The sequence below is a fragment of the Marinobacterium lutimaris genome, assembly GCF_900108065.1.
Classification (GTDB): Bacteria; Pseudomonadota; Gammaproteobacteria; order Pseudomonadales; family Balneatricaceae; genus Marinobacterium_D; species Marinobacterium_D lutimaris.
In genome coordinates, this window is the sequence record NZ_FNVQ01000009.1 from 63,481 (window position 1) to 81,761 (window position 18,281).

Below are 18,281 nucleotides of genomic sequence, written 5' to 3' on the forward strand. Positions count from 1 at the left end.
CAGACCCTCAAGCGAGGGTCTGTGGCTGGGGTGCTGGCGTTTCAGCACCGTGGTTAAGGACATTCACAAACGCCGTTCTGGCAACCTGCATGCCCTTGGAGTCCGTTTCAAGATCCGCATCGAGTTGGTCGGCCCAATCGACACTTTTCCTGCTCGGATCTCGTTTGAGCAAAGGCACCTGAAAAATCACCCGGACACCCTGTTCCTTGAGATTTTCCTTGAGCGCTTGTGCGGCCTCCTGACCTGCTCCGCTGCGATCAATATCCACGAAGATAAGCAGCGTATGCACACCCGCCGGCGGCACGAACTGAGGCATCATGGATGCTGACAAGCAGCTCCAGACCGGAACACCTGCACCTTGAATCACCGCCAGCGCAGTTTCCAGACCTTCCGCAAGGCCCAGAACACCGCCCACCGGTTCAGCAAGACAAATGACCCGTCCTTCGGTATCCGATACCGAAGGCGTCTGTTTCCGCGCCGGACCAGAGCCTTCCAGCCGCAATTTCTTACCTTCTGGCGTCAGAAAGGTTCGATGGATCGCGACCGGTGTGCCCTGGTTGTCACGGACTAACGCGGTTATGCACGGAAACCGGCCGACAAGTTCCTTATCGGCATTTCGATACCCGAGCGAAGGATTGAATCGCAAGTCCCTGGCATGCACGGCTGCATCATGGATGTGCCGATCCGTCAGGTATTTACGCGCAACAGCAGCCCGCCGATCCAAAAGATCGATGGAATGCTTCCAGATGTTGTTGAGCCACTCCCTTAACGCGGCTGTGTCGACAACTGATTTTTTCGAGCGCCTAGGGGTGAAAGCCGAAGACTTATCACGCACTTTATACAGTGAGCTATCAGCCTGTTCGCCCGGCCCCTCAAGCCATTCCACCAGTTGATCGAACACCTCGGTAAAAGGACGATCCAAAACATGCATCAGAAGCGTGACCCCATCGGGGTACGCGCCTGCATGCTGCTGGTTCTGTTTCCATCCTCCGCCGGTTTCGTTGGCATCCTTGAAGAGTCGAAACCCTTCAACATCGCCGTCGATTGGGCAGGTGACGTTTTCCCCCAGTTTGTCGATCGCAGGACCGAGCTGATGGCCAGCCAGCACCGAAAACGCGGCCAGCCACTTGCCTCTCATACGCTCTTTCAGGAGCATTGAATTGCGCTTCTTGTACCCCATGATTTCCTCCTTATCGTTGGGTTGCTGCGTGCGCATCCCTCGTCAGGGATTCATCAGGGGCCGTGATGAGCGTGCAAAAGGCACCCACTGACCCTGAACAAACAACGCGCGACGTTTGATGACGCGGTTGCCGTCTTTAGAAACAGTGACTTTCACTCGAGACCCGTGGGCGTTGGTTTTGAAGTAGGTCATTGCAAAACTCCGTGAGTGGGGCAATGACGCACTTCCCCTGCGGGACGGTCATCGCCCCGTGGGGTTAGTAAATTCGCCAGCTGGCGAGAGGTTCAGTTATGGACTCAGTGGTAGGTCACGGAGTCCGACGTGGGTTTTGCGCGGCGAGCACCGTGGTGTGGCTCTGCAGTCCCCTCTTTCTTCTGCCTTTCGGCTTCGTTACGCGCCATTTGGCGGGCCAGCTCCTCGCTGTAGACCCTGGCGTGGTTATCTGCCACTTCCTCCGCTTGACGGGCTTTACGCTCTTCATCGGTTTCCTGCATGGCAAACCAAATGGCCAATGCAGAAATGATCGACAGCAACTCCATTCGCAGCGGGAAGCTGGCGAACAGAAGCACGGTCGCGGTCACAACCACCGCGAGACGGGGGCTTATGATCCGGGGTGAGCGCTTACCTTTCGCTCTTCCAACTGCCTGGGCTCTGCCAGAAAACCGTCGAAAGAAAAGCTGCAGTTGCAGTTTGAACAGGGCGATTACGCTCCTGACGTTATGGGTGGGTAGAGACTTGTTCACCTTCTCAAGATCGTGCTGACGCATGATGTTTCTCCGTGGTTGAGTATGTGGGGATGGAGTCCCCGTAGGTTGGATTGGGTGGTAGACCCCGCAGGGTTTGCCCGATTCACTACCGTTTCGGGCGCTCAATGTGTGTCCAACGGACAGCACAAAGAAACCGTCAATTCGGCTGCCGGCGTCACACACCGGGCACTCGAAGTGAGGCTTACTATCAAGTTGGAAAATGAGGGAAATGCCGGAGCCCCAAAGGGCTCCGCATCTCGTTAGGTAAGTCGGTGCTTCATGTAGATCAGCTGCTCACGCAACTCATCCGGGTCCACACCGGCCGCTTTACAGCAGTTCCGATAGCTAAAGGGGTAGCCATCATCCAGTGGCTCGTCATAGAGCAACCACTGTAAGGCTGAACGACTCTCCCGAAACGGCTTCCCTCCTCGGCTTTCGCCAAAAGCTTCGCGGATCGTGGCTTCAAGCAGACCGTCCGCTAACCGGAGATATTCCGCCTCGCTCATTTCTGGTATCGGCTCCGGCTCGCCAAAGCGGCGTTGGGCCTCAGAAATGGGCTTGTCGTGCCCTTCGTATTCACTATCGTAGTGCTGTGCCAGCAGCGTTAAATCGTCATTCTCGAACGCTTCAATCAGCTGTCCGAACAGATCACATTGGGCTTCCATAGTGCCTCCCGGGGGACGCACTGACCCCGCAAGGGGATCAGCAACAATCCCCTCAACTGGGTTGGATTACGCGTTAAGCGACTTTCAAAAACTCCTTGGCCAGGTTGAACAGCGCGGTACGCAACTGATCCACGCAGGAAATCACCTCGAAGTTTTTGAAGTAGCGGCGGACTGCATCCGACCGGATACCGATCGCATACACGTCGATCTCACTCTCCACGAGCCGATTGATGTACTGCACGCTTGCCCCATCGTTCGGTGCACCGTCGGTTATGACGATCATCACCTTGCGTTTCGAGGTCACCGTGCTCAGCTCGCGAGCGGCGTAGAACATCCCTTCCGCCATGGGTGTGCCACCGTGTGGCCTGACAGCGAAACGACCGACATTGGACCTCACCGGTGCCTTACGGCGGATAACAGGGCTGACCCCTGCTCCAATTCCCGGAAAGATACTGACGGCCACATCCGCTTTCGTTACTGCACTGATCGCTAACGCCATTGATACAGTCGCAGAGTTCGCAATCGACTGGCTTTGTCCCATGCTGCTACTCGTATCAAGCAGAATATGCACGGAGGTATCGACCATTTGCCGCTGCGTGTTGTGCTTCCATATCCGACGTTCACCCGCCATCGCTCGTGCCAGACGCTTGGCATCCATGCGAGACCCATACTCCCGATGAGAGCGACGAGCCCGCGTTTGTGCCTGGAGCAACCCAACGACTTGAGCGCGCAACTTGGAAGATCCAAGAATCCCATCCTTGAGCGTGTCTTCACCCAGTAGATGGGACCCGTGATCCTGCCGCACCTCAGAACCGACACATGAATTCAACTGCGCCGCCTGACTCACGCCAGTGGGATCGCTTTTGAACTCTTCTTCGGCTTTATCGCTCAGTGTTTGACGAACGGTATCCATCATGTCGCTTGGCAGATCCGTCTCGGACAGAATCTGAATGCTCAGTGACTTCTCGCCGCCGCCTGCTCCATCGCCCCTACCCGATGAATCTTCTGACTGTGGTTGTGTTGATGAGTCGGAGCCAGCCCCTGAGTGGCCCTGATCATCCCCGAGGTCCCCCGGACTGTTGCCCGAGTCGCCCTGATCGGCGCCAGAACCGCTTTGGCTATCGCCTGCGCTGTCCTGATCGGCGCCATTGGCTTGATCTTGTTGCTGTTGCTGATCTTTCTCCTGGTTAGCCTCCTCTTCAGCCTGCTTCAGTGCCTCCAGAATGGCTTGCGCCAGCTGTCTGGCATCCGAAGTGCTGGCCATCGAATCGAAGTGCTTTGCGAGTAATACATCCAAGCGGATGAAGAACCCGGGCGGCAGCTCAGCCTCGATCGCCTGCGTTAAGGCCTCAAAGTTAGGTCGGGTTGATTCCAACCCATACTGCTCTTGCCGCAAGCGAAAAAGCAGGTAGTTGAGAAACAAGGACGCAAGGTTATCCGCCTGCGCCACTTCATCTGGCGTCGCTTTGGTTCCGATATGATCCCAAACAACCTGCAGTGTCTGCCGGGTGCCGGGGTAGTCATTCTCGTAAAACCACCGCTCGATACGTACATCTTCCAGAATGTTAATCAGGTGCTTGAAAGCCCCATGAGTTGTTTCAGCAATTCGGAAATCCGACAGCCTTACATGAGCCGATTCATGCACCAGGTAGCCCAGTGCTAGATCCCGCAGATCAGGATTGCTGATCATTGGAATATTGATCGTCTCGCCATTGGTCCATGCGCCAGATCCACCCATCTGAACCTTGACGCCGAACTGTTGCCCATAAGCGCTGGCCAGGATAGGCAGCGCATTCATAAGCGAAGTTTTCATGTGTACCCCCTTAGAAGAACGCGCCAGCATTGGCCAACGTCTGAGTGTTGTGGTTGTTGGAAGTGGAAGCGATTGGTGCCCTGGAATCGGCCTTCTCGTCGCTCCGGATGAGTGCCATTGAATCGACCCTGAATTCACCATTGATAATGGCTTCAACACGAGCCTGGCTTGAACAGGCAGACAGAAACGTAATCACGCTTGCCCGCATACCTGATGTGGTTGTGTACGCCTCTCCGTCAGGAATAGCGTTATCGAGCGTCTGGAACTCACTCAAGAGCTTCAACACCCGACTATTACCGAACGACAGGGCATCCAGTTTTTCGATCATCGGCAGCAGTTTGTCTTTCAACTCCCCACTGCTGATGTCACCTTTTCGATTTACCAGTCGATCCGCCTCTGCTTTGCAGAGCTGACTAACCTCGTGAAGTACCTGGTTGCCAATCTTCTCTTCCGGTATCTCATGGCCTTCGAGTGGTTGTACCCGCGACACGTAGAACTCAAATTCAAACCGGTCCTGAATCGTGTCTTTGGGAATAAGCCGCTTCAGCAACGCTTCGTACTCGCGGTTTTCCGCAATCCAGTTATCACGGTGGATATCGAAGTTGTCCATGACATCCCGAACCCCTTGTTCAAACTGGCGCTTCAGATCCTTGAGTTCTTCCACGGCTTCATCGACATACTCATTCGGGACAGCAAAGCCCTTCATGAATCGGACCCCTTTGGTCAGCAGTACCTTTTCGGCCTGCTTGCGCAGAGTGTCGGCGAACGTGAGTGCCTTCGGTGGGAAGATCGGTTTCCTCCCGCGCTCCAGCAACTTGGCCGGGGGCAATTCACCCGCCGGGTTGTAGTCGGCGTCTTCCGCCGTAATTTTTCCTGACCATTTGCGAATGTGCAGCGTGAACAGGGTAGTGCCTTGAATGAAATCCATAACGGACCTCCATGGTTAGTTGGATGATTTTTTTTGCTCGGAGTTGTAGTGAATCCGGGGCTAATGCCCCGGGAGGAAGATCAGAAGAACGCCGCGGGCGTCTCGGTCTTGATGCGTGAGAGGTCTGAAGACAGGTCGATACACTGCATCGCCGCGGCGATTCGCTTGAATACGGGCGGATGCCAGTATTCCGGCAGAGGACCGAAGCGTGCTTCATCACTCAGAAGTGACCGCAGATCATTGAGCTGATCGGGTAATAGGTCGTTGTTGTCATCACTGGTATGAGCCAGCAATGGATGAGCGCGGTGCAGTGCGAATAAAACCAGTACCGACATTCGCGGTTCCCGGTAGAACAGCTGCCCCGTGTTTTGCCCATCCTGCAGGTCCATCACGAGTGATAGTGAGTGGAACTCTTTAACGAGTCCCGAAAGGGAAAGTTCGGTTTCAACCTCGGCCAATCCGTTGGAAATGCTATCGAGTATCGACGTCACTTCTTGCGGGAATAGCGCTTGGTCTATCCGATACCAAAAGCAGGGTTCAGGCGTTGGTATCGCTTTCGTTTCGATGTGAACCACCCGAAGGTCGTCGCTATCGAACTGCACCCAGTTCCATTCGCAGTACCCCTCTTTGAGCTTTTTGCGGATACGTGAATCAGCAGACCCACTGACCGACTTGCTCTGCAGCGTTGGTGTAGCATTACCAGACCATCGCGTAGCGCCCCAAGCCACAAGGTTGTCTCCGTGAGCACCCGCGCCTGGACAGATCACCCAGACTTTATCGGTAGCCCCCTCGCGGAATCGGAGAATGGTTGCGTTGCCGACGAGATTCACAGTGAAACTCCCCAGGCATCCCCAAAGATGCTACGTGCCAACTCCTCGACCGCCTCTTTCTGCTCAGGTTCGGCCTTGCTTGTCAGAGACAGGCGCAGCGCGTACTCAAGCGGATTGCCGGCATTGCGGTAATCGACTGTCAGTTCTGCCCAACGGCACAAGGCACGGGTGGACATCGTGATACTCAACGTGGAATCCACGCCGGAATCACCGATAAACAGACGACGCACCTCATTGGCGACTCTCACCATTTTCTGGCGAACAGACTCCGGGATTTCAGGTGCACGCTTTTCGAGAATCGACATCTCAGTCGCTTCCTCGGGGTAGTCGACCTCAACAACACGGAAGCGGTCCATGAACGCGATGTTCAGGACGCCTACGCCTTGATATAGGCCGGTGGTATCCCCTGCTCCCAAACTGTTCCCTGTTGCGACGAACCGGAAGTTGGGATGGGGTTTGATCACCTCACCTCCGTTTGACTGAATAACCAGAGGGCGACCCTCAAGGACATCATGCACAGCGGTAAGACGACCGGGGGGTACGGAATCAATCTCATTGAAAATGAAGATGAAGCCGTACTTCATGGCCAGAGCGAGTGCGCCGTACTGGAAGACGACATTCCCGTTCTGTAGGTCTGGGCGACCGATAAGGTCTTCGACGTTGAACTCTTCCGAGCCATCTGCCGAAAGAACCGGCCAATTCAGCCGATTCGCCACCTGCAGGGGCAAACTGGTTTTACCGGTACCGTAGTGCCCAGCAAAAAACAGTCCGTCTCCACGCGGCTTGTCCAGGTAGGCAAGCAGATCGCGGAGCGTTTCCCGGCGAAACACATACCCATCATCCTTCATCGGCGTATGGGAGTGTTCATCGGCGAAACCCGTGGTAAGGATGGTCTCCGGCACCCCCTCTAACCCGAAGGTTTTAGCGATGCTGAGGCCTTTGTTACGTTCAGTAGTGGATGCAATAGTCATGTTTTGTTCCTCGTGGTTGGAATGCCAAAGAACAAAACTCGCCCCAGGGCAATGTTTTGCCCTTTGGCGATGGTGGTTGAGTGAGCGGGCCTGTTGACCCGGTGTTGCGCAATGAGTGAGCCATTGGCTCGCTGTTGTGTGAGTGAGGCAGATCCGCAGATCCCGACAGCCTATGGCCTCGTACTGCCCTTTATTGCTGCTGGCGAACCAGACAGAAAATAAATTCGACACTTTGACATCCTCCCCGCCCTAAAGGACGGGGATTCCCACTAAGGACGCTCATGCCCGAGCGCGAGAATATTCCTGGCGGCGTTAACGTCGCGATCGTGCGTGACACCACACGCACTGCAAGACCATTCTCTTATTCCAAGCCCTGCGATACCTCTCGGCCTCGAATCGGGCAGCGTGCCACAATTCGAGCAGGTCTGGGTGGTGTACTGTTCGCCAACGACCTTAAAAACAATGCCTGCGCTATCGCATTTGTATTCCAGCATCGTTTTTAACAGGCCCCAGCCGGTATCGAGTACCGACTTGGCCATCTTGGTCTTGGCGAGTTTCGTCGGGCTGACATCACCCACGATGATGACGCCACAGCGCTCAACCAGCGCCCGACTGAATTTATGCAGCACGTCTTTGCGCCGGTTAGCGATCTTGGCATGGATTGCCCTGGCTCGCTGCCTCTTGCCAGCCCGCTGAGCAACCGCCAGTTTCGCTTCTTGATCACGGTAGTAGCGACTGGCTTCCAGCTTAACGCCATCCGAACAGGTGGCCGTGTCTTTCAGGCCCAGATCGATACCGATCCGGTCCTGACCAGCCGGTATTTCAACCTCAACCTCAACGGCCACATTGAAATACCAACGGCCACGAGCATCTTCGGAAAAAGAGCCTGCCTTGAACCGATACCGACTCAGATCGTAGCTGTCCCAGACTTTGAAAGAGTGGCCGTTGTGATAAACCTGACCGTTTTTCCACTTTGCAGCACCCGATTTGAAAGGTATCCAGCCCAATGACCGGCGTACGCCCCCGGATTTACGCCATGCCAACTTGCGCTTTTTGAATTGTTTGCGGCGGGTGGCGTACTCTTTGCCGATCTCTTGAATGGTATGACTATGAAGCGGCAATTCAGCGCTGGAGCCATCGGTATATTTCTGTATGTCGTACGCAGACAAAAACAGCCCCCGCTCACGGATGGCGCGGTCGCTGAGTTCATTAATGTAGTTCCAGACGAAATTGACACTTCGCGCCATCTCATTGAGCAGCGGAATGTACTTATCACGTACACGAACTTTAAGTGTTTTTGTCTGCTTCATGACTGTATAAATACACAGCATTTATCAATAAAAAGCAAGTAATGCTGACGCATCACGCGCTATCCTTCCCCCCACTAAAAGTACGGGGCTTGTCGCGCATTTTGGTCACTTGCCGCTATCCACGCTGGATAGTGGACACTGGCAAATGCAGTTCAGTGTTGTGGACACGACCGCTTGAACTCCAGCGGCCGGTCACACAGATGGTTAGAAATATTTGCCACCCTGATCGGCCGGCATCGATTGGTTACCGATCGCCTCAGCGTTCAGCAACTCATCGGCCGACAGCGTAACGCGGCTCTGCCACGTCGGCTTTTTACGATAGGGCTCAAGTACATCAGTGCCGATGCCAAGTTCTTTACAATACTTGGCGTAGTCGATGCTCCCCTGGCGAGTGAAGCGTGTCACCTTCACACCGGCATAGTCGGTGCTCTGGAAATCACCCATCATGTCGCACATGGCCTTTTTCAGCTCGTCCTGAGACTTCTTCAACGGGGCCATCTGCTCCTCCAGGGCCTTAAACTGCTCCTGGTTCTCGCGCCATTGCTCCGCAAAAGTCTCCCACCGAAACTGATCCTCCCCGGATTTAGGGATATAGACATCACGTTCCGGGTCGAGGGGTGGAGGGGTGTCGTTTTGGATGCAATCCCAGAACTGCCGTGCAGCCATGTCGATCGCTTCCATATCCTCCGCGGTAAGCTCAATCGTGAATTCAAGATGTCGCTCGTCTTCCATGTAGAAGAACAGCAGTCCCTTCTTGGATTGAGCAACAAAGCTCTGGGTTTTCACCTGCCAGGCATACATTTCGTAAGTGGCAGACTCGGTACCCACATCCTGTAGCTCTGCAAAGCGATTTTCGGTCGGCGCCTTGAATTCATAAGGGATTCCCCCTGAACTCAAACCGTCGAACGAGGCACGCAGGATCGGCAACTCATCATCCTCGGCGCATACCGGCAGGAGGATTTCATTGTCGCGATCTTCACAGAACTCCCGGGCCAATGGTTCCAAACGATTACCTCGCTGGACATTGGGGTTGTTGGACAGATCCGGGGGATTAGCCCGACCTGTCTTTTCAAGCCACAGCTGATAAGCCGTCTTATAGGGGTTTTTGCCCATAATGGTTGGCATGTCTGACGCTGAAACGCCCTGAGCACGCCAATCGAGCCATGCCTGGGTGCCTTGAGTAAGGTTGACGATTTTCATTGTATTTCTCCTGCGAACTGGAATAGGGAAATACAATGCCCCCACGGGGAGTCATGTATTTCCCCGTTGGGTTGGTCGTTGCGATGGTTATCGTGATGTCAGCGTTACGTGGTTGGTCTATGCCACCGCAGAATCTTTGTTGGATTCTTCAAACGCGGTCTGCCGATTCCGCAGCACATGCAATGCATAGGATCGCTGATGAAGGTCCTGGAACCGTTCAATCAGGTGGTCTTCACAGGTCTGCCATGCTTCCAGCTGCTCAGCACGATCAACCGCACGGTCAACGTAACTCGCGAGCTTTTCAGACATTTCATCCCGTGGTGGTGGAGGCGGCAGTTCAGCGGGGGCAGTGGGTTTAACCACATTACCGTTGATCACACGCTCTTCCGGAGGAAGGCCCTCGCCGTTCTCTTCATTGAGAATGCGCTGAGCTTCTGCCAGTACCGATGAACCGTTGGACGGCCACCATTTAGCTGCACTTTTGACGATGGTTTTCTGGATCATCTCCTCGCGCCAATCCCGCCAGGGACCGCATACACCCCGAGATTTCACCATTTCAGACGCATCCCGCCGCTTTTCAATCTCTTCGATTGTCATGGCATGCAGAATGAACTGACCATCAGGCAACAGTGCCTGGCAGTATCCACCAACGATCTTGCCCTTATCCTTCACGAAGGGGTTGGGTGGATTCTTGGGTGGTGTGAAGTTGTCGCGCCATTCAAACGTCTCCAGATCCTTCTCACGAACGAGAGTCACCGAACACGCTTTGATCGACCCAGCCTGTGTGGCAATTTCGATCAGGCCCTGATAGCTGATATCCAGCACCACCTTTGCAACCTGACTGACACGACGAGGTATCAGGTAGGCCAGCTTGGTGACTGGGTTCAGCGAAAGACCGATGGACGCTACGTTGTACATCGCCAGTTTCAACGACGTGGGGTTCTTCACCGCATACTGGAGCAGGAGATCGTTCTGGTTCAGCGCCCCATAGGCGAAAACCTTTTCTTTCTCAAAATCCAGCACGGAGTTTTCAAATTTGGTCACTGTCGAGTCAATCATCTTCAGCAACGTGGCGTCAGGCACTGTAGCCTGCTGAGTGGGTTGTTTAGCCATACATTAGCTCCCGTGGTTGGAAGAAAGCCCCAGCAGGGGCTTCTTTTGAGTGGATCAAACAATGCGTTCTTTCAGTCCTCGAACGATCTTCTTGGTCCGCATCCCCTCTTTGAGAATGTTGGTCCTGAAGTCGAGTACGATTCCGGCGATCAGATATAGCGGGTAGGCCAGTTTGGCACCCAGCATCCGCTCTGCGAGTACGCCGATTGCAGCAATGTATATTCCGACGGCATCAGCCTTTGAACCCCGGTACAGGGCATCAAGGTCGATCTCTGAGTTGTTAGGCGCGCTGCCTACAGTGGGTTGGTTGAGTTTGCTCATATGAGGCTCCTTTAAAAATTAAAGCCCGCCGAGCAAACGTCACCCTCATAGGGATCGTTTCCCCATTGGGCTAAGTGGTTAAGTGAATCCGCAACGGAATCGCTACGGCGCCAAAAACAGAGAAGGAAAACATGCTAGTTCCTCAGCTTTTGGTGTTGGTTGCGTGATAAGGGCAAGAAGCTGATAGTCCGCACACTTATCACAGATATCCGCTAGAACGGGATATCGTCATCGAATTCGTCCATTGGCGGACGGTTGTTTTGCGGGGCGGACGCTGCCTGCTGTTGAGGCTGGTTTTGCGGTTGCCCCTGCTGCTGACCAGACTGATTCGATCCAACAAACTGGAATTCCAGAATACGGATTTCAACAGACTGTCGTTTGTTGCCCTGATCATCCTCCCAGGATCTGACTTCGAGTGGTCCCTCAATATAGATGGGATCCCCTTTCTGGAAATACTGCTGGATCACTTCGGCCTGTCGACCAAAGGAAGCAGCGGTCATCCATGTCGTTTTCTCCTGGCGCTCGCCGTTGCGATCTTTGTAGCGCTTGGTTGAAGCGATACGCATATTCACAACAGCTGTACCATCCGGCATGGCCGAACTTTGCATACGGCCGATATTGCCGGCGAAGATTACTTTGTTCAGGTTCATGAGTCGTTCCTCGTGGTTGAGTGAATCCCGTTTGGCGGGGTGGTTTTACGACGGGTAGGTTCGGCAGTCAGTGCGTCGACGTGCTGAACCCGGTTTGCACAGCAAACATGCGAGCATCTTGAACGGCAGCAGTGCCACAAAGACCGCAAGGTCAATGCAAGCATCAACGCATTTGATAAACAGTCGAAATGGGGTGGTGATCAAAGGGTCGAAGAAGTGAGCTGACAGCCAAAAATAGGTCAGACCCGCTGCTACGCCAAAGAACTCCGGGGTTATAGGAATGATGGTAGGCATCGTGCGTTCCTCGAATGAGAGGGACGCAAACCACCCGGGACAGGACAGAATACGTCCCGTGGGTGGGTGAATGGCTGTGAAGCCGATAGGCATTTGAATGGCCGGCTGGCCGTAGGTAGTGGATGGATCTAAATCTCCGCAGAGATCAACCTAGCGAGAGATCCGGTCTAGGCCATTCAAGCGTCTGATCAAACGATCAAACAGCAAGAAAAGGAGTTGCTGCATGGCAGATATGGAAGTGAATCTAGTACATCAGTTTGTTAGATGCAATAAATACGGCTTTTGGAGATGAGCTATGGCGATACGGCACAGGCTCAGGGTTTATATTTTGTCATTTTCACGGCATTAACCGCCGTGTATTGGGGTTTTCTCAAACCCGCTAAGGCCATTAAGTTTGTATATTTAAAGATATACGGCAATAATTGACGTGTATTTATTATTTTATAAACCTCCTCAGGGCTCGATATGCTAAACACCGAGGCACGACTCCAGCTTCGGGAGCTGCTCCCTCTAGGTATGGTCGCCACTAAAAGCTGGCTGCAGGCCCAAGGCCTTAGCTTGCACTTTTTGGACAATGCCGTTCGGAGTAACACTCTCGTCCCCTTAGCCTCTGGCGTTTACACCCGGGATGAAGGCAAAGTCTCTTGGAAAGGGGTCGTTGACTCCATCCAAAGGATGTCTGAGTCTCCTGTCCATGTTGGTGGATTAACGGCTTTGGAGCTAGAAGGCCTTAGTCATTACTTATCCAAGGGAAACAACCCCAGGATTCACTTGTACTCCGATTCCCCCCCGCCCCGTTGGTTGTCCCGAATCAAAATACACACCCAGCTTGAATGGCATGGGACACGTCGCATCTGGCCCTTGGATGTCATGAAAAACGACCGGTATGTAAGGCAACATGAGTGGCAGGAATTACTGCCGACTTTAGGTTACTCATGCCCGGAGAAAGCCATACTGGAGCTTTTAGCATCAGTACCCAAGACTATCAGCTTCGAACATGCAGACCAGCTCATGCAGGGCCTTCATAACCTTTCACCACGAAAACTGGAAACACTGCTACTCGCCTGCTGTAGCATCAAGGCGAAGCGGCTATTTCTCTGGCTGGCCGAAAGACATCAACATAGCTGGTTTAAACGCCTTACACCAAGCCTGTACGATTTGGGGACAGGTAAACGTAAGATCGCCGAGCAAGGCCGACTTGAACCCACCTGGAAAATCACAGTTCCCAAGGATATGTAACGTAGATGGACCGACAAAGTACCTATTATCGACAAGTCCAGTTACTGCTTAAGGTGATCCCGTTCGTCGCCAAACATGAGTGTTTCGCGTTGAAAGGCGGGACTGCCATTAACCTGTTTGTACGTGACTTCCCACGTTTGTCGGTTGACATCGACTTGGTGTTCCTAACGATGATGAAACGGGACGAAGCGCTTCAGACCATCAAGGAACACCTGGAACAACTGGCTATAGAGCTTACAGATCACTTGGACCATACCAAGGTTGTTCGGTCTTACCTGGACAAATCCGATGCTCTTCGCCTAGTGGTTGAGAACCAGGGCGTACAAATCAAGATTGAGCTTTCGCCCGTCCTGCGCGGCACCGTATACGAACCAAAGGTTGTCCCCGTCAGTGAGGCGGTCGAAGACGAGTTTGGATACGCAGAGATAGCCGTGGTCAGTTTTGCGGATCTGTACGCAGGCAAAATCTGCGCTGCGTTGGATCGCCAACATCCAAGGGACTTATTCGACGTAAAACTATTGCTTGATAACGAAGGAATTAGCGAAAACCTCCGAAAAGCACTGCTTATTTATATGGTCAGCCACCCACGTCCGATTGCAGAACTACTCAAACCAAATTTTAGGGATCTCACCGCAGTCTACGAAAGTGAGTTTCGTAATATGGCGGACCAGGACCTCGCTCAAGTCGAGTTGGAAGCCATACGTGAGCGGCTCGTTACACTCATCAATGAATCCCTCACGACGGATGAACGAAGTTTTCTACTGTCGTTTAAAAGCGGTTCACCTAACTGGGAGCTCCTCGAACTCTCTGGTGTGAGTGAGTTACCGGCCGTGCGCTGGAAATTACAGAATCTGGCCAAGCTGAAGTCGGAGAAGCACGAAGAGCTCTATGCGAATCTAAAGCATATACTCGGCCTATCGAGTAGCGCCTGACAGCTCCCTGCCGTGACAGGCGAGCGGGTAAGCCAGCCTATTTCCGGCTCAGACACCGCTGCTGACCGTACCAGAAACCCGTCGTACCATCGGTAACGCAGGGAATGTTGTCAGTGCCATCGAAGCAATGGACGGGCAGCACCGGTAAACAATATTGTCATTAACCGGAGCAACAAGCTGGTCAGCCTTACAATGGTTTTTATCTGAGTGAACGATTTTCAAGATTTGAAGTGACTATATCAGCGGTACCAAACAGATATCCGTCCAGGTGATGCTGGATGGCGCCATGCATGAATACCTGGTGTCCGATATCACTGATGGTGAAGATGTCGGGGTGAACATCCACTTTTGTGACAACAACGATCCATCGGTTCTGTACGTGATCAAGCACACCCACAGTCAGCGCCAGCTATGCAATGAGGGATGCTGTGGCGACAATATCCCAGACGACGGCGCATTTCAGCTGCTAAAGAACGGTCAGCCAACGCCTCTGGTGGGTCACTAAGATGTTCGACAAAGAGCGATACGTGCGGACTCACACCTAGTTCGTCCAGAGACTACTCGGGCTGATCAGCAGCGACTTCATCGCCGTCTTCCCCTCGGAACAACTCTCGATACGCTTCTTCCATTGCATCAAAGAGATCTTCCGGTACTTGATACTGATATTGATCACGCCGCTTTTTTGAAACCCGACCTTTCTGATCAAGGCATAGCATGACCAAGGCCGACAGGGTCTTATCTGCGACGTCGAACTCCCGATCAATACGCCGTTTAAGTTGGTCATAGCGTGTGAGGTACGAAACCTCTTTTTTCATGTACTGCTCGACAGCCTCTTCGCTGGCACTGAACATCAGTTCAGCACAGGCGGTACCGTCCCAGTAGCGATAGATTGCGTCATGACCTGTGAAAGTACAGTGAACTTCATCAGGGCTTATCCAGTCCACGCTCCAGAATCGCCGGGTCTTTTCCGAAAATGAAGTCAACGCATTCAGATAGTCCAACTCACGATCACGCAGTACCGCCGATACTGGAAGTATCAATCCATTATCCAACACGCCCTGTTGGCACAGAGCGTGGTGAAACATGAAACGCGATATACGGCCATTGCCATCCATAAATGGATGGATAAACACAAACCCAAAGGAGGCGATGGTACTGATGATGATCGGATCAACAGCCCCCGCGGGGGGATGATTCGCAAAGTCCATCCATTGTTCCATGAGCACGCGGCACAAATCCGGCGGAGGCGGTATATAGGTTACGCCAGCGGCCCCATAGCCGTTGCTCATATGGTTTTGCTCCAATCGAAAGGAGCTTGCCCAATCAAACTTATTGGAGATAACCTGGTTTTGCAGGTCGATCAGGAAATCTTCATCAATCAAACGCTTCTCATGCGCTTTTTTCAGAAGGTTCACAAATCGATGGGCCTTAGAGTCGTCAGGGATCTCCTTCTCTATTTCGAACGAGCTCTTGGTTTCACTCAGATACGCCCAAGCCAGTGCTCGATGCAGCATCTGAGGGTCGAGCTGCTCGGTAAAGTCCTGTACCCGATCCAACACTTGCATTGAGATACCAGCCTGTATCAGGTCTGTTTTCCGAACCGTGACACAATAATCGATATTCCCCAAGCCGTTGAATAACACCTTCCAACGGCGATTACGCTCACCCTCACAGGTGATGTACTGCGCCGGGTCAAACAGTGGCTGATACTTACCTGGTATATCCTCGGCGCCACGGGCCAGAACAGATTGTGTGAAATGCTCCCACAGGTAGCACGCCACACGAATATACTTTCCGTTCGGCGATGCCGAAAAAGCTGACAACATATCCTCTGCGGAAACCAGCAGAAGGGCTTGGGCAAGAATCTGGAGGTTCACCCCCTCATGTTTGAGCGCAAACAGAATGTGGCCCAATATTGAGTCGGCGGGCGATGGCATGAACGTGCTGGGTATGGCTATAACACCACCGATGATCTCTTTTTTCTTAACGGATGCTACCTGGCACTCGACCTCAAGCTCCACGGCCTGAATAGCCGCGAGATTGGCCAAGTATGCATAACCTATCAACTCATTCGCCAAAGCTGCCTTTACCCCGATCCCGTCACAACACGCAGAAAATCTTTCCAAACATCATTTTTTATAAAAAAAGCCCCCGGGGAGGAAGAAAATCTCTCCGAGAGGCTATCACTTATCACAGCCAACATCTGAACTCAACATAAAGTGCGGCGCGACTGCCTAGCTCCAACAGCGTTAAGAGCTCACTTTGGACTCGTAGCAGGCAAGCAAAAGCCAGACACCGGCGCAGCTCCCTTCCAGCAGTGAGCTATGGTCTCTAGCTATCCGTTTGCACGGATCATAGGAGGTCCCGTACTTCCAGCGAGTGGCTAAGCTCGACCTGCGTCCCAGATTGGATCTACCTGCGGTTATCTATTGCAGGTAGACCGCCAAAAGATTGCTACTAGGACAATAGGCGGTATTCTCGTCTGCACGCCAAAACAAGGAGTCAAACGAGGAATGAGCAAGGAAGACTGGGTTGCCGCCTCGGCAGCCGGACGCGCGGCGTTTTGTCCAAAATACCTGGAGCTGCAGAAAAACGGTTCCAGTGTCAGCAATACCGCCAAGGCGGCGCGTGTGCGTGGAGATATAGAGCACGAAAGTTTCAACGCTCAGATCAAAAGTCAGACTGCTGATCGTCGATGCTTCATTGCATCACACCTGTATGGCGTTAATGACCCGAGGACGGAAGCATTACGCGGGTTCCGTGATGCCCATTTGATGCCTAACAGACCTGGCCGAGTGTTTGTTCGTGCCTATTACGCCCTCTCCCCCGCACTAGTACGAGTATGTCGACGCTTTTCCATGGTGGATTCAATCACACGAAATGCCGTCAACTGGCTGGTAGCCAAACTCAGTGATCACAAGGAACGTTAATCATGTGGGAGCTATTCAAAGAGTTCGTCCGGTGGTTTCGGGATTTTCAGAGTATCTGGCTCGTCCTGCTGACCGTGTTTGTCTTTTACATGCTGGTCATCAATGCCCGGCGAGGAGGCATCCGTCGTCCACCAACTGACCCTACTCTGGGAGAGTTAGCCTGGGTGGATGAGGGGCGGCACATCAAGCCATTTTTCAATCATGAATTTAAAGTCCTTGGGAAGCCTGATGCTATCTACGACAAGGGGGGCCGAATAACGACTGTGGAATTCAAATCTCGGCGCGGGCCTGTCTTCGATTCAGATCGCGTACAAGCACTCACTGCAGCTCTGGCCGCTCGTGCTGGTGGATACAACATCAGCCAAGCCGTGGTCAGAACCAAAACAGTCGAGCACACGTTTGAGCTACCCCATGACGACTTAGCCTTATACCAGGTTGTGCAACCCTATGTTGAGATTGTTCGGCGCATCAAATGTGGCGGGATAGGTGAAGCCCTTCCAGCCAAAACGAAGTGTAGAGCCTGCGCCTTCAAAGCGGATTGCTCTCAACGCGCGGCTTAGACTTGAGCGGCAGAGTTGCGCACAAAGCGGAAGTTCGTAACTACAAAGGATGGTTGATTCTAGAGCCTTTAGCCGTCTAAACAGCACTGGGTGATTCACAGACCCATAACGCCAATGGGGCCGAAACCTGGATCTGAGCGGCTAAGTCGAGCATGCTGCCCGCGTTACCACCGACTAAAACACCGGTGACGGGCAACTTATGAGGTGCATGTGCCGCCGCTGCGTGGGTAAAAGCGAAGTTGTTGTGGGCTCAGCCGCATGGGTTAAGAACATGTGCAGCAAGGGCGATGTTAGATAGTAAGCTGGCGATCCTAGTCGGCACATGATTGAACGTTTCCAGCTTCCTGCTCAGAAGTCAGTCGTGGAGCTGCTCGACGCGCACGGTTTGTGCTGTGGCAAAAGAGGCCGGGCCAAATTGATTGAAGACAGCGACATCAGCGGCATCACGTCCATAACCAAGCGCCACATATCCGCCTCTTAACTCGGCTTGCGTGGCATCGAAGGTGTAGTGGTCAACGAATACCGGACAGTAAGTTAAGCTTTTCTTCTACCTTCCCGGGCGGCACTCCATCGTTGTACTGATGGGGGCGCTGCCAGTT

20 protein-coding genes are annotated in these 18,281 nt (G+C 53.2%); 5 read left to right on the plus strand and 15 right to left on the minus strand.

Annotated elements, in window-relative coordinates; all coding sequences use genetic code 11:
- Nucleotides 1-7: 7 nt before the first annotated feature.
- From C4S72_RS24615 to C4S72_RS24675, 14 genes are all read right to left on the minus strand, one after another.
- Nucleotides 8-1,180: a DUF7146 domain-containing protein gene (locus C4S72_RS24615; protein WP_160115591.1), complete on the minus strand. Its 1,173-nt coding sequence runs from the start codon at nt 1,178-1,180 to the stop codon at nt 8-10.
- A gap of 42 nt (nt 1,181-1,222) precedes the next feature.
- Nucleotides 1,223-1,372: a hypothetical protein gene (locus C4S72_RS25855; protein WP_160115592.1), complete on the minus strand. Its 150-nt coding sequence runs from the start codon at nt 1,370-1,372 to the stop codon at nt 1,223-1,225.
- 104 nt (nt 1,373-1,476) lie between these two features.
- Nucleotides 1,477-1,947 (minus strand): hypothetical protein, encoded by a 471-nt coding sequence (locus C4S72_RS24620; protein ID WP_104005866.1) that lies wholly within the window; start codon nt 1,945-1,947, stop codon nt 1,477-1,479.
- Between the two features lie 239 nt (nt 1,948-2,186).
- A complete protein-coding gene (locus C4S72_RS24625) occupies nt 2,187-2,591 on the minus strand; it encodes a hypothetical protein (RefSeq protein ID WP_104005867.1) in 405 nt (134 codons plus the stop codon).
- A 73-nt stretch (nt 2,592-2,664) separates the two neighbouring features.
- Nucleotides 2,665-4,404 carry a vWA domain-containing protein gene (locus C4S72_RS24630; protein WP_160115593.1) on the minus strand — a complete coding sequence of 580 codons (1,740 nt, stop codon included), beginning with the start codon at nt 4,402-4,404 and terminating at the stop codon, nt 2,665-2,667.
- A 10-nt stretch (nt 4,405-4,414) separates the two neighbouring features.
- Nucleotides 4,415-5,332, minus strand: a complete 918-nt coding sequence (locus C4S72_RS24635) for a DUF3150 domain-containing protein (RefSeq protein ID WP_104005869.1) — start codon at nt 5,330-5,332, stop codon at nt 4,415-4,417.
- An 80-nt stretch (nt 5,333-5,412) separates the two neighbouring features.
- Nucleotides 5,413-6,060 (minus strand): hypothetical protein, encoded by a 648-nt coding sequence (locus C4S72_RS24640; protein WP_146071935.1) that lies wholly within the window; start codon nt 6,058-6,060, stop codon nt 5,413-5,415.
- Between the two features lie 98 nt (nt 6,061-6,158).
- Nucleotides 6,159-7,133 (minus strand): AAA family ATPase, encoded by a 975-nt coding sequence (locus C4S72_RS24645; protein WP_104005871.1) that lies wholly within the window; start codon nt 7,131-7,133, stop codon nt 6,159-6,161.
- Between the two features lie 269 nt (nt 7,134-7,402).
- The gene (locus tag C4S72_RS24650) at nt 7,403-8,443 is read right to left on the minus strand and encodes an RNA-guided endonuclease InsQ/TnpB family protein (RefSeq protein WP_235009259.1); all 1,041 of its coding nucleotides are present in this window, start codon (nt 8,441-8,443) and stop codon (nt 7,403-7,405) included.
- A gap of 204 nt (nt 8,444-8,647) precedes the next feature.
- Nucleotides 8,648-9,643: a YqaJ viral recombinase family nuclease gene (locus C4S72_RS24655; RefSeq protein ID WP_104005872.1), complete on the minus strand. Its 996-nt coding sequence runs from the start codon at nt 9,641-9,643 to the stop codon at nt 8,648-8,650.
- 117 nt (nt 9,644-9,760) lie between these two features.
- Nucleotides 9,761-10,756, minus strand: a complete 996-nt coding sequence (locus C4S72_RS24660) for a RecT family recombinase (RefSeq protein WP_104005873.1) — start codon at nt 10,754-10,756, stop codon at nt 9,761-9,763.
- Between the two features lie 54 nt (nt 10,757-10,810).
- Nucleotides 10,811-11,077: a hypothetical protein gene (locus C4S72_RS24665; RefSeq protein WP_104005874.1), complete on the minus strand. Its 267-nt coding sequence runs from the start codon at nt 11,075-11,077 to the stop codon at nt 10,811-10,813.
- A gap of 212 nt (nt 11,078-11,289) precedes the next feature.
- A complete protein-coding gene (locus tag C4S72_RS24670) occupies nt 11,290-11,727 on the minus strand; it encodes a single-stranded DNA-binding protein (protein ID WP_104005875.1) in 438 nt (145 codons plus the stop codon).
- A 45-nt stretch (nt 11,728-11,772) separates the two neighbouring features.
- Nucleotides 11,773-12,021, minus strand: a complete 249-nt coding sequence (locus tag C4S72_RS24675; RefSeq protein WP_104005876.1) for a hypothetical protein — start codon at nt 12,019-12,021, stop codon at nt 11,773-11,775.
- 465 nt (nt 12,022-12,486) lie between these two features.
- Between C4S72_RS24675 and C4S72_RS24680 the strand changes: the two genes are divergently transcribed.
- From C4S72_RS24680 to C4S72_RS24690, 3 genes are all read left to right on the plus strand, one after another.
- Complete coding sequence (locus C4S72_RS24680; protein ID WP_104005877.1) at nt 12,487-13,260, plus strand: type IV toxin-antitoxin system AbiEi family antitoxin domain-containing protein; 774 nt, start codon at nt 12,487-12,489, stop codon at nt 13,258-13,260.
- Nucleotides 13,261-13,265: 5 nt separating this feature from the next.
- Entirely contained in the window at nt 13,266-14,192 is a 927-nt protein-coding gene (locus tag C4S72_RS24685) for a nucleotidyl transferase AbiEii/AbiGii toxin family protein (protein WP_104005878.1), read from the plus strand.
- A gap of 286 nt (nt 14,193-14,478) precedes the next feature.
- Nucleotides 14,479-14,697 carry a hypothetical protein gene (locus tag C4S72_RS24690; protein WP_146071936.1) on the plus strand — a complete coding sequence of 73 codons (219 nt, stop codon included), beginning with the start codon at nt 14,479-14,481 and terminating at the stop codon, nt 14,695-14,697.
- Nucleotides 14,698-14,749: 52 nt separating this feature from the next.
- Here C4S72_RS24690 and C4S72_RS24695 read toward each other — a convergent pair whose 3' ends face one another.
- Nucleotides 14,750-16,240: a Fic family protein gene (locus tag C4S72_RS24695; RefSeq protein ID WP_235009260.1), complete on the minus strand. Its 1,491-nt coding sequence runs from the start codon at nt 16,238-16,240 to the stop codon at nt 14,750-14,752.
- Nucleotides 16,241-16,705: 465 nt separating this feature from the next.
- On the opposite strand from C4S72_RS24695, the gene C4S72_RS24700 reads away from it, so the two are divergent.
- Both C4S72_RS24700 and C4S72_RS24705 read left to right on the plus strand, forming a co-directional pair.
- The gene (locus tag C4S72_RS24700; protein ID WP_104005881.1) at nt 16,706-17,122 is read left to right on the plus strand and encodes a CFI-box-CTERM domain-containing protein; all 417 of its coding nucleotides are present in this window, start codon (nt 16,706-16,708) and stop codon (nt 17,120-17,122) included.
- A gap of 2 nt (nt 17,123-17,124) precedes the next feature.
- A complete protein-coding gene (locus C4S72_RS24705; RefSeq protein WP_104005882.1) occupies nt 17,125-17,682 on the plus strand; it encodes a PD-(D/E)XK nuclease family protein in 558 nt (185 codons plus the stop codon).
- The last annotated feature ends 599 nt before the right edge of the window (nt 17,683-18,281 follow it).